This window comes from Chondrinema litorale (assembly GCF_026250525.1).
Lineage (GTDB): Bacteria > Bacteroidota > Bacteroidia > Cytophagales > Flammeovirgaceae > Chondrinema > Chondrinema litorale.
The window spans coordinates 73,901-90,552 of sequence record NZ_CP111049.1 but is presented as its reverse complement, the minus strand read 5'-3'; the positions used below and the strand labels follow the sequence as shown (position 1 = coordinate 90,552).

Here is a 16,652-nt window from a genome sequence, read left to right as displayed (position 1 = left end):
TTAAAATATGAATCCATTTATATCCATAATCAGTGTAAATTATAGAAATACAAAAGATACTACTGCATTTCTAGAATCAATAAAAGAAAGTAAATATGATAATATTGAAGTAATACTAGTTGATAATGCTCCTTTAATTTCTGATCAACATTTATTCGAAAAGGCTTATCCTAATTTAATTTATATCCATAGCAAAGAGAATTTAGGATTTGCCGGAGCTAATAATTTAGGAATTAAACGCGCTTTTGGAGACTTATACTACTTTTTGAATAATGATACGATCTTAACTAAAGAAAGTATTATACCTCTTATTCAAAGATTTTCAACCAATAAACATTTAGGAGCTGCAAGTCCGCGCATAGCTTTCTACGATAATCAGAATTTATTACAATATGCTGGAATGACTCCTATAAACCCACTCACGGGTAGAAATAAAATGATTGGTAATCATGAAATTGATTCACCTATTTATCAAAAAACTAATCAAATAGGATATGCACATGGTGCAGCAATGATGATTCCAGCTAAAATAGTTAATGAAATTGGTCCAATGGAAACTGATTATTTTCTCTATTACGAAGAACTAGATTGGTGTGAGAAAATAAGACAGCAAAATAAAGAAATCGAAATAGTAGGAGAAGGGCGCGTAATTCATAAAGCATCTGCATCCATTAAAGCTAATAGTCCATTACAAACTTTTTACATGACTAGAAATAGACTCCTATTTATGTATAGATTTAATAGTAATAATCAATTTAAAAAATTTTGGAATTTCTATAAGTTTGTTGTTATTCCTAAAGAAAAATTGAAGTTTATTATCAAAGGTGATAAAGATGGTTTAAATGCTTATAATCAAGCCCTTACATCTGCAACAAATTACTTTAAAAATACAAATTTACCCTTGCAGAATTTTCATGCTGTAGCTTAACAGAATTGTATTTTAAATATTTATTAGAAAAACAACCTACCTTCAATTTATAAGATACTTGATTGGCACTTAAGCTAGTGTTAAAAACACCTGTCGGAACGTTTTATATTCTATACTAACAACATCCAAACTATGTCTAATCCCAATAAAATTAGCATTGAAGATTTGCCATTATCCGTACTTTTAGAAAACACTTTAGATCGAATATGTATTCTTAGTCAAGATGGTGAATATTTATTTGTTAATAAAAAAGAGTGCGAATATTTAGGTTCACACAAGGATGATATACTTAATAAAGGAATTTGGATAATAAATGCCTTATTTGAAAATAAAAAAGATTGGACTAAAACAATAAGTAAGCTAAGAGAAATTATTAATCAGACTATTATTTATTCTGAAACGGATAGTTATGGTAATATACTTGAGTTTAAGTCCAAGCTTCAACTTATTAAATATAATTTTGATGAATTTGTAATAATTACAACAAAAAACATAGCTACCAAAAGGAATTTAGAAAGCAGATTAGATGAACAATCAATAAAGATTAATGAGTTAGCACAACTACCCGAAGAAGACCCTAATCCAATATTAAAATTTTCAAAAGCTGGTAAAATTAATTATTGTAACAGAGCTGGAAAATTTACACTTTACAATTTTTTTAAAAATTCAGAAAATGGTAAACGTAAAATAAAAGAAATACTCGAAAACTTTTTGAAATATGAAGAGGAAATAAAAATAAATGATAGTTTCTATAGCACTAGTTACATCCCTGTAAACTCCCAGGATGGGATTGTTCTTTATGCAAAGAATATTACAAAACTAAAGAAAATTGAAGCTGACCTTGAAAAGGTATCAATAGTTGCTAGACAAACAAGTAATGGAGTTGTTATAACAAATCCTGAAGGTAAGATTGAATGGGTAAATAATAGTTTTGAAAATGTGTCAGGCTATAAGTTAGAAGAAATTATTGGCAAAAAACCAAGTAAATTTCTACAAGGTGAAGATACAAGTATAGACTCCATTAATAAGTTTAAAAATGGACTACTTTCGAAAGTACATTTCAATGTTGAAATTCTTAATTATAGTAAGCAAGGCAAAAAGTACTGGTGTTCATGTGATATTACTCCTATTTTAGATAAAAATGGTAAAGTAAAAAATTCATCTCTGTACAAACAGATATAACCGAAAGAAAAAAACAAGAGTATGAATTAAATTCTATATACACTAGAATGAACATTCTAATGGAAAGCTTACAAGATAGTATTATAATTGAGAATGAGAATAGAGAAATTACACTTATCAATGAATCTACTTGTAACATGTTCAACATACCAGTTGAACCCTCTAAAATGATTGGAATAAATTGTGAAAAAGCATTAGAGCAATTAAAATTGCTATTCCACAATCCAGAAGAATTTATATCAGATGTTAAGATTTTATTAAAAGAAAAAAATACAGTCCTTAGTGATGAAATAAGTATGATAGATGGAAGAATTCTTGAAAGAGATTACATTCCTATCTTTAGTGAAAATGAATATAAAGGTCATCTATGGAGATACAAAGATATAACTGAGCGAAAAATAGCTGAGAAAGCACTATATCAGCAAAAAAATGATCTTGAAATAAATTTAACACAGCAAAAATTACTTTCACAAATTTCATTTAACATCAACAGGCAAGATCTTTCTTTTGAAGAAAAGATGGCTTATACTTTGGCAAACCTTGGAGGATTTCTTGATGTAAGCAGACTATATATTTTTGAAAATAATCATGATACACAATGTACAAAGAATAGCTTTGAATGGTGTAATAAGGGAATTTCTCCTCAAATTGAAGATTTACAAGATATTCCATTTGATGTAATTCCATCATTTTTTAGAATAATGGAATCTGAAGGTAGATTCTTTTCTGAGAATATAAAAAATCTCCCTGATGATTTAGTTAGCATTTTAGAACCACAGGGAATTATTTCTCTTTTAATCTACCCTATGTGGTTAAATGGAAAATTAATCGGTCATATTGGTTTTGATGAATGCTTAAAAGAAGATAGAGTATGGAATGATAATATTTTTGAGTTATTAAAGACTGTTTGTAACATTGTCTCTTTTGAATACGATAGAGTTAAGTTTCAACAAAATTTGATTTTTTCTGAAAAGAATGCACTTGAAGCTGCAAAAGCCAAAGAACATTTCTTGGCTAATATGAGCCATGAAATAAGAACACCAATGAATGCAATAATTGGTATGGCAGGTTTATTAAAGGATACTAAACTAAATCAAAAACAAAAAAACTTTCTTAATGCTATTAAGACTTCTGCAGATAACCTTCTTGTTGTATTAAATGATATTCTAGATTTTTCTAAGATCGAAGCCGGTAAATTAAATATAGAAAAAATCCCTTTTAAACTTGATCAAATCACTTCACAAGTTGTAAAAACACAAGGTTTAAGAGCTGCCGAAAAAAGTATTGTCCTTGAATATGATTTTGATGAAGCAATACATCCAGTTGTTATTGGAGATCCTTTTAGACTCAATCAAATCTTACTTAACCTTTTGAGTAATGCTATTAAATTTACTGATTATGGAGAGGTAAAACTATCAGTAAAACTTTTAAAAGAAACAGAAACTTCTAATGAAATTCAGTTCACTGTTTCAGATACTGGAATTGGTATAGAACCAGAGCATATCAACAAAATATTTGAAAGCTTTATTCAGCAAGATTCATCTATTACTAGAAGATTTGGAGGTACAGGTTTAGGTTTATCAATTACTCAAGCACTCGTGAGTCTTTTCAATGGGAAATTAAATGTGAAAAGTACTCCTCAAAAAGGATCTGAATTTATTGTAACTATTTGTTTTGAGAAAAGTGATGAATCTAAAATTCAAATAAAACAAAGTTTAATAGAAACTAAAGATGCCTTAAAAGGAAAGAAAATATTGCTTGCAGAAGATAATGAGTTAAATCAGTTTTTTGCTATATCTGTTCTTGAAAATTGGGGTGCACAAGTTGATGTCGTTTACAACGGTAAAGATGCTTTAGAATTTATTACTAAAAATACTTATGATGTTGTTTTAATGGATATTCAGATGCCAGTTATGAATGGTATTGAAGCAACTAGAAAGCTACGAAATGCAGGTAATAACATCCCCATAATTGCTTTAACTGCTAATGCTCTTAAAGGAGACAAAGAAAAGTTTATAGGTATTGGTATGGATAATTATGTCTCTAAACCAATAGAACCTAACACTTTATTTACAGTAATTTGTAATTCATTAAACATTAAAGCAAAAACTATGATGCTGAACTCGAAAAAAAATGATCTCAACGAAATAGAGGAGTCGTATAGTCTTGAAAAGCTAGAGGTAATGTCTGTAAATAACCCAAAGTTCAAAGAAAAAATGATTAAGATTTTTGTAACAATGACACCTAATAATCTTATTGAACTTGAAAATGCAATTAATTCAAAAAATTATGCCCTACTAAAAAATCTTGCACATAAAATGAAAGCTTCAATTGACACTTTCATTATTAAGCAAAGCATGAAAGATATAAGAAAACTTGAAACGGTAGAAAAAGATGATATGAGTGAAATTGATATCCAAATAATTTATAAAAGATTAAATAATAACCTTTTTAAAGTGATAGATCAATTAAAAAATGAATATCTTATTAATGAGCCTAACTACGTATAGGTTAACTACAATAATTGATTTATGTACATGCAAAAAAGGAGAGATGATTATATAATCATCTCTCCTTTTTTGCTTCATCCTATAAAGGTCAATTTGTCCTTTATCTTATCCGAATAACAACTTTAACTTTTCAGCCTCTTTAATTATATCATCACAAATTTTAATCTGCCCTTTTTTAGCAGAATTTATTTTTTTTAAAAGCATTACGATCCTTTGAGATGATTCATTTAGCTTATTGTCTGTTTTTAAGGTTTTATGCTTCGTTTCTATTGCTGATTCTATATCATTAATATCTTTTATTTCATTTACATTAGATACTCTTGAAAAAGCTTGTATAGAAGATTTCTTTACCTTGACATTACCCGCTAAAATTTCTCGTTTTAAACCTTCATTAAGACTCCCGATTTTTTCTAATCCTGCTGCATAAAGGGCATCTCTCTTAATCGTTTTTTCACTTACTTTATATTCATCTGCTAATCTTTCTGATGTTGTATTTTCATAAGGGCCATTTTGTCCTTTTTGATCCGATCTATCGTATTTTCCCTTATCTAACTTTTCACGATTATATTTCATGCCTCTTAAGTATGAAGCTTGTTCTAAAGTTAGATTTCTTCTGCTTAGTTGATTATCAATCATATAAGTTTTCACATCTTCCAAATCAGAAAAATGTAACAACTTAATTGAATAACTTATGGCATTTTTAGAGCAAATATTATATCGATTATGACCATCAACCAATATATATTCATTTTCCTTCTCCCAAACTAACAATGCATCACGACAACCATTTGCTTTTATATTTTCTTCTAAAGCTTCAAATTCTTCCTTTTTTAATGGAGGAATTAAATCTCTCAACTCAGGAAGGATCTTAATCTCTTGTTTTATGTGTTCTGTCTTAATAATTTTCTTATCCTGATTTAAAACACCTGTATTTAATGTCTTAAATAAATCTCTCTTACTCTTTGCCATGTTATTCCTGTTTATCAATTCTGCAATAACTCTTCTGCTAATTTATAATAATCCTTAGCTCCATTAGATTCAGGTGCATAAGAAAAGATATCCATTTGAGCAGATTGTGCTTCTGTAAGTGATACATTTTCTCTAATCATTGCTTCAAAAATTTTAAAGCCTGGAAGACTTTCTCTCACATACTCCATATTACTTTGATGAACAACTAATCGCTTATTTACCAAAGTAAATACAATTCCTTCAACTCGAAGTTTTTCATTTATTTCTTCCTGAATATTTCCAATCCTAGTAAGAATTTTGTCTAATCCTTTTACAGCAGCAATTTCAGGTTGAAGCGTAATTAAGCAACTATCTGCAGCCACCATTGCACTTGAAGTAATAATATTCAAAGATGGTGGACAATCAATCAAAATAAAATCATATTGATCTTTAATAGGTCTTAGCACTTTATTTAGCCTATTAAATCCACCAATATTTTGTACTAATTCTAAATCAGCCTCAGCAAGTTCAAGGTCGCTAGGGGAGAGGTCATAATTTTCTGAAACTAAAAAAATTGGTAATGGTTCTTCTTTTAATAAAGCATCAACCACTTGTTTTTCAGGTTCATCAAAACCTAAACCTTGAGATAGGTTACCTTGCGAATCCATGTCAACAAGTAAAACTTTTTTACCCATCATTGTTAAGGCTTTACCTAAATTAATAGCAGTAGTAGTTTTTCCTACACCTCCTTTATGATTTACAATGCTAATTACTTTTGCCTTAGAAGGTGTATCATCATGTCTTAGTCCATACTTGTATAAAACAGGACGAAGTAATTTTATATGATCTGCGTTTAGCTTTCTTTCTCCTCTTAGCACTTTACTTAAAACACCACTAGGAATACTAGCTTCTTTTTCAAGCATTGATAGCGAAAATGCGGGATTCGCCTTTAAGAATTGGACAATTTGATCGTTTTCTGACATAAAAAAATGGATAATTATAGGACAAAACTAAAAATATTGTCTTAAAACCTACCATTTATCACATGAAATTTTTGAACTAATTGATAGATGTATTTAGAAAAATCTAAGTTTAAAGTTTTCAATTAACCTATTAATTCAAAAAAATCAATGGTAAAATATTAACCAGCAAGGAGGTATTTGCCTTTAGAAATATGTAGAATGTATTTTTTTGATCCGTGCTTACTTTTAGTCTCTTCCCAATCATTGATAATCATAAGTTTTCGGGCAGTTTCAAAAGCTTTATTTATTGTTTTATCAATACGACTGTGATGTTTATTAATCCTGTACTTATCCAGTTTCATAATCTCTACTAGCCTGTTGTAAGAATATTCAACCTTATCTTTATCTGCCATATGGCAAACTTGATAAAGACATTTGATGAACAATTCTACAGAAGTATTAGGACGACCAATATTGACTTTACGAATACGATTATTTAAGTCTGTTGGAATATTAAAATATGTCTGTTTCTTTTCTCTTTTAAAATCAAAGAAAACACTATCAACAGTAAGTTTCATTACAGGTCTACCTTCCATGTCTCCTTCTTTTTTCCATTCACCAATCTCATGGATTTCAATTAGCCTTTCTATTTTAATACCTGTATACTCAAATATTTTTCCTTTAACTTTTTTTACCTTTCTTACAGGAATAAAAAACTTTTTATGATCTAATCCAACCAAAGCCTGTTTTACAAATTCTTTCTGTCTTTTGTCATATCTACCAGATTTGTCTTTTTCTAGTCCAGCACATTTGTACAAATCCCACGGATTAAATTCGAAATAAGCTCTATCAATTTTATCTAAGTAATATAACTTTCCTACAGATTTCGCTTTTTGAGCCATAACTACAATTGCTGTTAGAATTCTTACCTCATTTGCAGTCAATTCTTTAGTTATACTTTTTCTATATTTTTCAGGTACTTTTTGCTCAATCTCTCTAGGAAATTCAATTGAATAATTTGCCCCATTATTATTCAGCTTAAGAACTTCTCCAATCTCTTCATTCACATGCCTAAACTCCTTTTTAAGTTCTCCTTCATCATCAAAAATTTCGAGCTGTTTACATTGCTGTCCAGTCTCAATTTTTAAAAGTCCATTGGGATAGTGAATTACATCTTGTACCTGTTCTTCCATTTGATAGTATCCTTTTGAAAAATGAATTATGGCAATTATTAGTAGTTGAAAAAATATTTGCTCTAATTAACAAGCCTAAAGTATAGATATTTCATATTATGAACAAGCCTATTTGGGTGGACTTATGGCTACTTTTATTTACATAAGTCTTTTAATGGAGGGACTTGTGGCTACTAAATTTATTCTATTAGGGGGACTTATGGCTACTATCAATAAAATGTTAGCATAAAAGGTAGCCATAAGTATAAATATCAATTCAAATTAAATCCATTATTAATTCTGTTATATCTACTCTACCATTAATAATATATCTACTAACAGCTCTATTTAGTTCATTAAATTCTGATTGAATATTAACTTATTAGCCTTGGAGGGAGTTATGGCTACTCAACATTTATCTATAAAATAACAAAGGGAGGACTTATGGCTACTTGTTATTTTAGTGAGTTTACCATATGAACTATATAACGGAGGGAGTTATGGCTACTTCAGGTCTTTTCAACCATTAATTAAAATATAATTAGATGGGAGGACTTATGGCTACTCTCTTATAGTTGCACATCATTCTGTAAATAGTATGATTAACAATAATAATCTTATGTATTCATCAAATTGTCAGAATGATGTATACTTAATTTACATAAGTCAATCCACCGGGGGACATATGGCTACCTATTAATACACAAACGGAGGGACATGTGGCTACTTTAATATTTATATTATAAGTGATTGATTATCAAATTATTATGATTAATTGCTCATCTATAAACTTATCAAGTTATAAGATTGATCGACTTATGGCTAATAGTCATAAAGTAAGAGAATAGTAATGGCTACTTAATTATGCTTCAAAAGAGGGGGACATATGGCTACTTTTAATCAAAATGGGTGGACTTATGGATACTTAATCTATCAATTTAAGTTAAAGTAAGCCTTAAAGGAGACAACGGGAGGACATATGGCTACTTCTATAATACAGAAAGAAGGGGAGTAATGGCTACTGATTAGGTGGACTTATGGATACTTTAAAGGGGACATATGGATACTAATGGAAGGACTTATGGCTACTTATGGGGGGACTTCTGTATAAATTATATTTATAACATACTGATTATCTATATGTTACAGTCAAATATTTCTCTGTATAATATATATAATCATTAAAAATGATAAGCAGCTAAATTTTTCTAATTTAACTGCAATTACTTTTTATACATCAAAGTTTAATCTATTTCTTAGCAATTATGTAACATTACTACTAAGAAAAGCTCAAATACTTATGGATACAATTAATTTAATTCAAGCTTTCGAAAATCAAAAACTCCCCCTTTCAGTTTGGACTCATGAAGCCCACCTTACTGTTGCATTCTATTATTTAAAAAAGCATACTCCAGAAGAAAGCTTAATACTATTGAGGTCGGGAATTATATCTTATAATAATTCAGTGGGTACCGCTAATTCTTTTGACGAGGGTTATCATGAGACTCTTACTATCTTTTGGATTTGGACTATTGCAAGCTATATTAGCCTGAACCCTGACCATGAAATAAAAGTGTTTTTAGGAAGTAAATTTGCTACCAAAGAATTTCCCTTTCAGTTTTATTCTCACGCAAAACTTTTCTCAACAGAAGCCAGAGCAAAATGGGTAGAGCCAGATATTAGAAATCTTTCATTAGAAGATTAAGATTGGAAGTTTCTAATGTGTATATTATTTTTCTCCATTAAAATAAATTCTTTCAGCTTATATGCGCCTAATTTTTAAAATTACACTGGTTTACCTAATCATTACATTATTTGTATTTGTTCTTGGTGCAGTTATAACATATCAAGTAATTAAGCGCGAGGTTGATTTCGAGCAGCAAAACTTTTTAAGAGCTAGACTTCGCGAAACAACTAGAATGATTGAGCGGAGAAAGCTTGATCATAAGTTTATTAGAGAGAAGTTTGCTATTATACCTTTAGATGGTGAAGTAAAAGAAGAACCCATTGTTTTTTCTGATACGCTATTTATGCATCAAGATTTAAAGAGGATAGAACCTCATCTTAAACTTGATGTTACACGCAAAATAGGAGAAAGATTCTATAAAATTTCAATTTACGATTTGATTATTGAAGCTGATGATATTGAAGATGGGGTAGAAGAATCACTCATCAAAATGTATATAATCTTATTTGTAGTTGTATTGATTTTGAGTTGGGCAGTTTCATTTTGGATTTTAACACCATTTAATAATTCACTAGAGCTCATTAGGGTATTTGATATTACAAATAAAGATAAAATCAAATTTCCTAAAACCAGTACCAAAGAGTTTAATCAATTGAATCTCTTTTTGGAAGAGATGACTTCTAAAGTAAAGAGTGATTATCATACACTAAAAGAATTTTCTGAGAATGCATCTCATGAGATGCAAACTCCATTGGCGATTGCTAAAGGCAAATTAGAATTGTTAATGGAGAAAGGTGATCTTAACGAAGAGCAAGTACATATGGTAAATTCGGCTTATTCTGCGGTATCTAAACTTTCTAGGTTAGGAAGGTCTCTATCTTTACTTACTAAAATTGAAAATAAAGAATTTAAAAATGCCAAAGAAATCAATATAAGTGAGTTACTCAATAGCCTTTTATTCAGTTTTAAGGAATTGATAGAACTAAAGAATATTTCATTAGATGAATCTATCACCTCAGATGTATATTTAAATATAGACAAAACTCTGGCAGATATATTAATTACTAATCTGCTTCAAAATGCAATTCGGCATAACTATGAAAATGGCTTTATAAAAGTTAAACTCGATAAGAGATATTTAGAAATTGTAAACTCAGGTAAACCTCTTAGTATTTCTAACCCGCAAGAACTGTTTATTCGCTTTAAAAAGGCAGAACAGAGTGGTGAATCTATAGGACTTGGTCTCTCAATTGTAAAGAAAATATGCGAAGTAAATAACTTTGAAATCAATTATTCCTACCAAAACACAGAGCATAGCTTAAAAATCTGCTTCTTTCAGGCGTAAAAAAACTGTTTTCAGTCGAAAAATAGCTTCATTTCGTCTTTCTTCAAATTTCCTTCAAATTCTCATCAAAATTCATTCAGACTCGCACGTTAAGTTTGTAGCATTAATAAATGTGACTAAAACAAACGTACGACTAAGCTTATTTAATTTTTATACTATTTATATATCAATGTTGAAAATGTACGCTAAGAAAATTCCAGCTATTTACATTCTACTCACATTATTTACTTTACCGGTTTTTTCTCAAATAACAGCAAGAAGTAACGAACTTGGTGATCCAATAATAATAGGTAAAATTGTTGATGCTGAAACAGGAGAACCAGTTGAGTTTGCTACAATATCTATACTCAATGAAAAGGATTCTTCATTAGTAGGAGGGGGAACAACAAATGGTCAGGGAGTTTTTAGAATTGGAACCAAGCCAGGAAATTATGTTGTAAAGGTCAGTTTCATATCTTACGAGACCAAAGTAATTAACAATGTGATAATTACTGAGGCGAATCCAGAATTTAAGTTTGGAGAAATTGAATTGAGTGGTTCTGTACAAGCGTTAGCCGAAGTTGAAATTACTGCTGAAAGGAGCCGATTAGAAATGGATTTAGACAAAAGAGTTTTTGTGGTACAAAAAGATATTTCTAATTTGGGTGGTTCTGCATCAGATGTGTTAGATAATATACCTTCGGTTATGGTTGATGCAGAAGGAAATGTGAGTTTGAGAGGTAACGATGGTGTTAGAATTCTAATTAATGGCCAGCAATCTGGTATGCTAGGTATAGATGGAGTTAGTGGTTTAAAATCGATTCCAGCAAATTTGATTGAGAGAGTAGAAGTAGTTACCAATCCATCAGCAAGATACGATGCAGAAGGTAGTGCAGGTATGATTAACATTATCTTAAAAGAAAACCAAAAAGGTGGTTTAAATGGTAACTTCGACCTTACTTTAGGTTATCCAGAGCAATACAATGCCAATCTTAATTTAAACTACCGTGTAAAAGACTTCAACTTCTTCGTAAACTATGGTTTACGTTACAGAGAAGGCCCCGGAAATTCCTATACTAGAAGAGATTATACTGTAGATGGTGTGTTTAACAGACTAGATCAGACGCAAGATATCAATAGAACAGGTTTATCTAATACAGTAAGGTTTGGTGCAGAATATAATATCAATAGCAAAAACTTAATTTCTGGCTCATTCATGTATCGTACATCAGACGATGAAAACACTGGTGATATTGATTATAGAGAGTATGAAGAAATTGCTAATAGTCTTGAGTTAGTAGGTGCAAGTATTAGAAATAATGTTGAACAAGAAGACGAAGAAAATCTAGAATATAATATCAACTATAGCAGAACTTTCGATCAGAAAGGGAGAGACTTAAAAGCTTCTTTGAGATATAATACAGGTCCTGAAAGAGAAATGACCGATATAATTGAGCAAGTATTAGATATAGAAGACTTTTCTGTTGATTACGACGCAGATGCTTTATATCAAAGAAGTGATAACAATGAGAATCAGTCAAATTTAGTGTTTCAGGCAGATTATGTACAACCAATCTCTGAACAAGGTAAACTGGAAGTTGGGGTAAAAAGTAGTTTAAGAAAAATCTCAAACGATTATTATGTAGAAGAGCAGAACGAAGATGGAGAATGGGAAATACTTTCTAATTTGAGTAATGAGTTTTCTTACGATGAAACCATTCATGCAGCTTACTTAATCTATGGAAACAAAGTTAACAGGTTTTCTTATCAAGGTGGTTTAAGAGCTGAGTTTACAGATATTTCTACCAGTTTGATACAAACAGATGAGTACAACAATAAAAATTATTCTAACTTCTTTCCAAGTGCTCATATTACCTACGATTTATTAAATGGAAATTCTACACAAATTAGTTATAGCCGTAGATTGAGAAGACCACGATTTAGAGATTTAATTCCATTCTCTGATTATAGCAATCCGCAAAGCATTAGAAGTGGTAACCCTGATCTTGACCCAGAAATGACAGACTCTTACGAAGTTGCCTATATCAAAAACTGGCCAAAATCATCTGTTACTTCAAGTGTTTATTATCGCCATTCAAATGGTGTAATCCAATGGGTGAGCGAAGTTGACGAAGAAGGTGTTACTACTAGAAGTCCAGATAACTTATCTACTGGTAATTCTTATGGAGTTGAGTTTGTAGTTGACAAAGAACTTGCAGAATGGTGGAACATTAACGGTAGTTTCAACTTCTTTAGAAGCATAATCGATGGTGGACCACTTGAAGAAGAATTAGGAGTTGATCTTTCATCAGATACATATTCTTGGATGACAAGAGCGAACTCAAAAATGACTTTGCCAGGAGATATAGATCTTCAAATGATGCTTTTCTATATGGCACCAAGAGAACAAGCTCAGTCTAGACGAAAATCGATGACATCTCTTGATGTAGCATTTACCAAAGACATTTTAAATGATAAAGCAACACTCTCATTTAAAGTAAGTGATGTGTTTAATTCAAGAATGTATAGAAACGAGACTTTCGGAGAGAACTTCTATTTAGATAGCGAATTTAGATGGAGAAGAAGAAGCTTTCTATTAAATTTCTCTTACAGATTAAATCAGAAAAAATCTAGAAAAAGAGGAGGCAACAAAGGGGGAGATGACGACGATTTTGGCGACATGTAAAAATAAATTGAACCTAAATAAATTTCATTATCATATTTGTGCAGAAGACAGTGTGTTTCACGCTGTCTTCTTTTTTTACTTATATTTGATGAACTAAAGCTAAACAGATAAATTCTTTAAAGGATCGCACGACAAATATTCATCTAATATGCAGCATAAATGCATTATCTAATTATACTATTACTCTTTTTTTGCTCATTAACAGCTTCTGCGCAGAAGAGGAAGAGAAGAGGTGATTTATCTATGAGTTATATGGACTGGGTCGATGTAAGTAAATACAAAGGCAAGTTTATTATTGAATTTGTTCCCGTAACAATTCTATCAATTATTAGAACTAAAGATGGTCAATTAGTACAGGAAAAGTTCTATAAAGGCTATATGGTAAATTATCAAACAGAAAAAGGAAAAGACATAGGTATTAGAGGGCTTAATATTGAAGATGAAAATACAGGAGAACTCACTTATTATGAAATAGGAGTGAGGGGTGGACTATTTTTAGAAAAAGTACAAAATGATCAAATGTTTTTAAAAGCCCCTGATGTGATGATAGATGAAAAAAAGCATAATCATATCTATATCTGTACTATTGAGAAATAAATTATTTTACTAAACTACCTTTAGCTCCAGGAGGAGTAGCATTAACTACAATTTTTTGTTCTGTAAAATCATCAAAAGATTGAGTCCAACTATTTTTTGGCCAGATAAGTTGCATTTTCTTTTGTTGGGGGAGATAAACTGAAGTATATAGTGTTCCAAAGCCTTTTTCGTACTTTGTATTGAATAATGGTTTTTCTAAAAAACGGTTGATAATTCCATCTAAATCTTCATCTGGATTAGCAATACAAGTTTCTAAATAATACTGCCTTTCGCGGGTATAAGTAGCCGCAGCATAATCTTCCCAATCGATTAGTAATTGATGATTAGTACCATAAGGTAAACCTGTAACTACTGGCGATCTATCTGGTGAAACATAAACGGTAGTATAATTTCCCATAGCATCAATTACTGTAACATTATATGCCATGTGAGAAGAAACTCGCTGTAATACATTTACAGCTTCTGCAGTAGTTGTACAAGTTTCAAGTATATACCTCAGAATAATCGGAATACCGAAACCATCGCCAGTTACTTTTCTTCCTCCAAAAGCCAGAGAAATACTTAAACCAGAATAATTAATACCATCTAAAACACCCCAAATACAATCGCTCATGGCAATTACCGGTTGAAGCCAATTGGTGTATAAAAGTGCACCTTCAAATTTGTGGGCATCGTAATCGTAATTTCTAACTAGTGCAAAAGGTTTTTTTGCCCAAGCCAGTTGTGAACAAGCAGAAAGGTATTTTGGTGGGCAATACAAACTTAAGAATCTGGAAGGAGTATCTTTATTACCGGTTAAGCTTACTAGTTTTTCATAAATTGGAATTAGCTCAGGCATGTATTTTTTCAATTTCCCAAATGAAGTAGTAAACCCTGGTCTGTTTTTTAATCCTTCAGATAGATACCATTTTTCATAAAATGGCCAGTATTTCTCAAATAATTCTTGCCATTTAGCTCCTGGTTTATCTTCTCTAACTGCATTTAGAAAAATATACATTGTTAGTTTATGTGATTGTAATTGATAAATGGTTTAAAAAAGAGCTTTCAGTGTAAATCACTGAAAGCTAATTATATATTATAACATCTTAAACCCATTGGCTTGTTCAATTTTATTTTGTGCCAAAGTGGTATTGGTAGGTGTAGTTGACTTAAACAGTTTTCTAATACCTTCAATCCATTTTTTACCTCGGGCATTTAGTTTAAAATCATCTGTCATAAATCTTCCACGGCTAACCAAAATACCTAAATCTGCACCTTCGTATTGGTAATCGCCCGGTTTGAGAATTCTTAAGAAGAAAGCCTCATTTTCGTTTTCAACAGCTCTTCTGTGCGTATCGAAGCGCGAGAATGAAATATTTCCATTATAATCCATTTTGTAAATACCAGATGGTGGTGCTTCGGTAAGAATATCTACTGTGTCTTCGGTATGTTTAATTACCATTTGGCTCCAATTATCGATATTTTCTGGTCTAGCCCACCGCTGATTAATCTGTTTCACGCTTATATCATAATCCACATCCATCCATTCTAGTAGATGGAATAAATACAAGGGGCAATCTGCCAAGGCAAAAACAGCATGATTCGTAATAGAAGATGCACCGGTAATTCTTGGGTTTAGTTCTCCCAAATACACTTTATTAGTTTTCTCTTCAATTAAAAAGTCAAGCTCGAAATATCCCATGTAACCTTCTTCTCGCAATTGGTTACCAAACATCTCAGTATATTTTCTTGCCTGATTTCTTATACTCTGGTTAAATGCATTCGGATAAACTTCGTTTCCGCACCAACCACCTTTGTATGGAGTAAGCTCTTTAAAACCAACCAACTCAGTTAACAAAGGAGCGACAATGGTTCCATGTCGAGTAACACAAGCTTCTATTGCCGAGCCTCTACATTGAATTTTTTTCATGATCTTGCACTCTGGCTCAGCTTCTATCTCTTTTTTGTACTTGTTGTAATCTTCTTCATTAGAGATAAAAAATGTAGTGTGTCCAGAATCGCCAAAAGCAGTTTGCACTACTAAATCTTTACCTAAATGATCAGAGATTTTTCTTAGTGTTTTGTAGCTATCTACTTTTTTAAGCACATTAGGCACACAAGGCACTCCGGCTTTCTCAGCGACACGGTTAGTGATAATCTTATTATCGAGATGCTCGCGAAGTTTAGAACTTGGGAAGCATACTTTTAAACCTAGCTGTTTAGCGAGTTTTTCTACTCTTTGGTCAAACATCAAGTAAAGTACCTTTCCATTTTTTTGTGCTTTAGGCATATTTTGCCCTCTATCTTTTATAAAATCATGAACTTCTTTGTGATCAAGCAAGTAGGCAGTAATATCTTCTATACTCTGAAATTCTTCGTGCGGCAATTCCTCTTGTGGAGCAAATACGTTTGGGTGTTGGTGGTCGTAACAATCAATATAATTGATAAATCTAAAATTCTTAATCCACTCATCAGCACCTAATAAATTAAAATTAGTGGCACTCACAAAATAGATAGGTTCTTCATTTTTATAGAAAAACCTTCTGATGTCTGATATACTTTTCAGCTTGGGTTTTTCTTCTGTTTTTTTAACAACTTTTGTTGTTTTTGGCTCGGCTTGCTTAGCCGTAAGGGGTTCATTTTTCATAAATACAATTTTTTCAGGTTATATAATCTT

At 31.1% G+C, this 16,652-nt stretch carries 12 protein-coding genes; 7 read left to right on the top strand and 5 right to left on the bottom strand.

Annotated features, from left to right (window positions below; translation table 11 throughout):
* Positions 1–7 precede the first annotated feature (7 nt).
* The 3 genes from OQ292_RS28730 (at position 8) to OQ292_RS28720 (ending at position 4,620) form a co-directional block, all read left to right on the top strand.
* On the top strand, positions 8–928 hold the full coding sequence (locus OQ292_RS28730) for a glycosyltransferase family 2 protein (protein ID WP_284687753.1): 921 nt from the start codon (positions 8–10) through the stop codon (positions 926–928).
* A 132-nt stretch (positions 929–1,060) separates the two neighbouring features.
* Positions 1,061–2,110, top strand: coding sequence for a PAS domain-containing protein (locus OQ292_RS28725; protein WP_284687752.1), 1,050 nt, complete (start codon positions 1,061–1,063; stop codon positions 2,108–2,110).
* Positions 2,111–2,277: 167 nt separating this feature from the next.
* Positions 2,278–4,620 carry a GAF domain-containing hybrid sensor histidine kinase/response regulator gene (locus OQ292_RS28720; protein WP_284687751.1) on the top strand — a complete coding sequence of 781 codons (2,343 nt, stop codon included), beginning with the start codon at positions 2,278–2,280 and terminating at the stop codon, positions 4,618–4,620.
* 105 nt (positions 4,621–4,725) lie between these two features.
* On the opposite strand, the gene OQ292_RS28715 is transcribed toward OQ292_RS28720, so the two are convergent.
* From OQ292_RS28715 to OQ292_RS28705, 3 genes are all read right to left on the bottom strand, one after another.
* Positions 4,726–5,589, bottom strand: coding sequence for a ParB N-terminal domain-containing protein (locus OQ292_RS28715; protein ID WP_284687750.1), 864 nt, complete (start codon positions 5,587–5,589; stop codon positions 4,726–4,728).
* 14 nt (positions 5,590–5,603) lie between these two features.
* On the bottom strand, positions 5,604–6,551 hold the full coding sequence (locus OQ292_RS28710; protein ID WP_284687749.1) for a ParA family protein: 948 nt from the start codon (positions 6,549–6,551) through the stop codon (positions 5,604–5,606).
* 158 nt (positions 6,552–6,709) lie between these two features.
* Entirely contained in the window at positions 6,710–7,723 is a 1,014-nt protein-coding gene (locus OQ292_RS28705; RefSeq protein ID WP_284687748.1) for a hypothetical protein, read from the bottom strand.
* A 1,279-nt stretch (positions 7,724–9,002) separates the two neighbouring features.
* Here OQ292_RS28705 and OQ292_RS28700 point away from each other — a divergent pair.
* From OQ292_RS28700 to OQ292_RS28685, 4 genes are all read left to right on the top strand, one after another.
* Complete coding sequence (locus tag OQ292_RS28700; RefSeq protein ID WP_284687747.1) at positions 9,003–9,407, top strand: hypothetical protein; 405 nt, start codon at positions 9,003–9,005, stop codon at positions 9,405–9,407.
* A gap of 61 nt (positions 9,408–9,468) precedes the next feature.
* Positions 9,469–10,734, top strand: coding sequence for a sensor histidine kinase (locus tag OQ292_RS28695; RefSeq protein WP_284687746.1), 1,266 nt, complete (start codon positions 9,469–9,471; stop codon positions 10,732–10,734).
* Positions 10,735–10,912: 178 nt separating this feature from the next.
* Positions 10,913–13,399 carry a TonB-dependent receptor gene (locus tag OQ292_RS28690; protein WP_284687745.1) on the top strand — a complete coding sequence of 829 codons (2,487 nt, stop codon included), beginning with the start codon at positions 10,913–10,915 and terminating at the stop codon, positions 13,397–13,399.
* Positions 13,400–13,558: 159 nt separating this feature from the next.
* On the top strand, positions 13,559–13,996 hold the full coding sequence (locus OQ292_RS28685) for a hypothetical protein (RefSeq protein ID WP_284687744.1): 438 nt from the start codon (positions 13,559–13,561) through the stop codon (positions 13,994–13,996).
* Between the two features lies 1 nt (position 13,997).
* Here OQ292_RS28685 and OQ292_RS28680 read toward each other — a convergent pair whose 3' ends face one another.
* Both OQ292_RS28680 and OQ292_RS28675 read right to left on the bottom strand, forming a co-directional pair.
* A complete protein-coding gene (locus tag OQ292_RS28680) occupies positions 13,998–14,993 on the bottom strand; it encodes a C45 family autoproteolytic acyltransferase/hydrolase (RefSeq protein WP_284687743.1) in 996 nt (331 codons plus the stop codon).
* Between the two features lie 78 nt (positions 14,994–15,071).
* A complete protein-coding gene (locus tag OQ292_RS28675) occupies positions 15,072–16,622 on the bottom strand; it encodes a biotin carboxylase (protein WP_284687742.1) in 1,551 nt (516 codons plus the stop codon).
* Between the last annotated feature and the right edge of the window lie 30 nt (positions 16,623–16,652).

Excerpts from the sequence above, each read along its gene's own strand:
- OQ292_RS28730 (WP_284687753.1), top strand. The coding sequence starts at position 8 with ATGAATCCATTTATATCCATAATCAGTGTAAATTATAGAAATACAAAA.
- OQ292_RS28725 (WP_284687752.1), top strand. The coding sequence starts at position 1,061 with ATGTCTAATCCCAATAAAATTAGCATTGAAGATTTGCCATTATCCGTA.
- OQ292_RS28720 (WP_284687751.1), top strand. The coding sequence starts at position 2,278 with ATGATTGGAATAAATTGTGAAAAAGCATTAGAGCAATTAAAATTGCTA.
- OQ292_RS28715 (WP_284687750.1), bottom strand. The coding sequence starts at position 5,589 with ATGGCAAAGAGTAAGAGAGATTTATTTAAGACATTAAATACAGGTGTT.
- OQ292_RS28710 (WP_284687749.1), bottom strand. The coding sequence starts at position 6,551 with ATGTCAGAAAACGATCAAATTGTCCAATTCTTAAAGGCGAATCCCGCA.
- OQ292_RS28705 (WP_284687748.1), bottom strand. The coding sequence starts at position 7,723 with ATGGAAGAACAGGTACAAGATGTAATTCACTATCCCAATGGACTTTTA.
- OQ292_RS28700 (WP_284687747.1), top strand. The coding sequence starts at position 9,003 with ATGGATACAATTAATTTAATTCAAGCTTTCGAAAATCAAAAACTCCCC.
- OQ292_RS28695 (WP_284687746.1), top strand. The coding sequence starts at position 9,469 with ATGCGCCTAATTTTTAAAATTACACTGGTTTACCTAATCATTACATTA.
- OQ292_RS28690 (WP_284687745.1), top strand. The coding sequence starts at position 10,913 with ATGTACGCTAAGAAAATTCCAGCTATTTACATTCTACTCACATTATTT.
- OQ292_RS28685 (WP_284687744.1), top strand. The coding sequence starts at position 13,559 with ATGCATTATCTAATTATACTATTACTCTTTTTTTGCTCATTAACAGCT.
- OQ292_RS28680 (WP_284687743.1), bottom strand. The coding sequence starts at position 14,993 with ATGTATATTTTTCTAAATGCAGTTAGAGAAGATAAACCAGGAGCTAAA.
- OQ292_RS28675 (WP_284687742.1), bottom strand. The coding sequence starts at position 16,622 with ATGAAAAATGAACCCCTTACGGCTAAGCAAGCCGAGCCAAAAACAACA.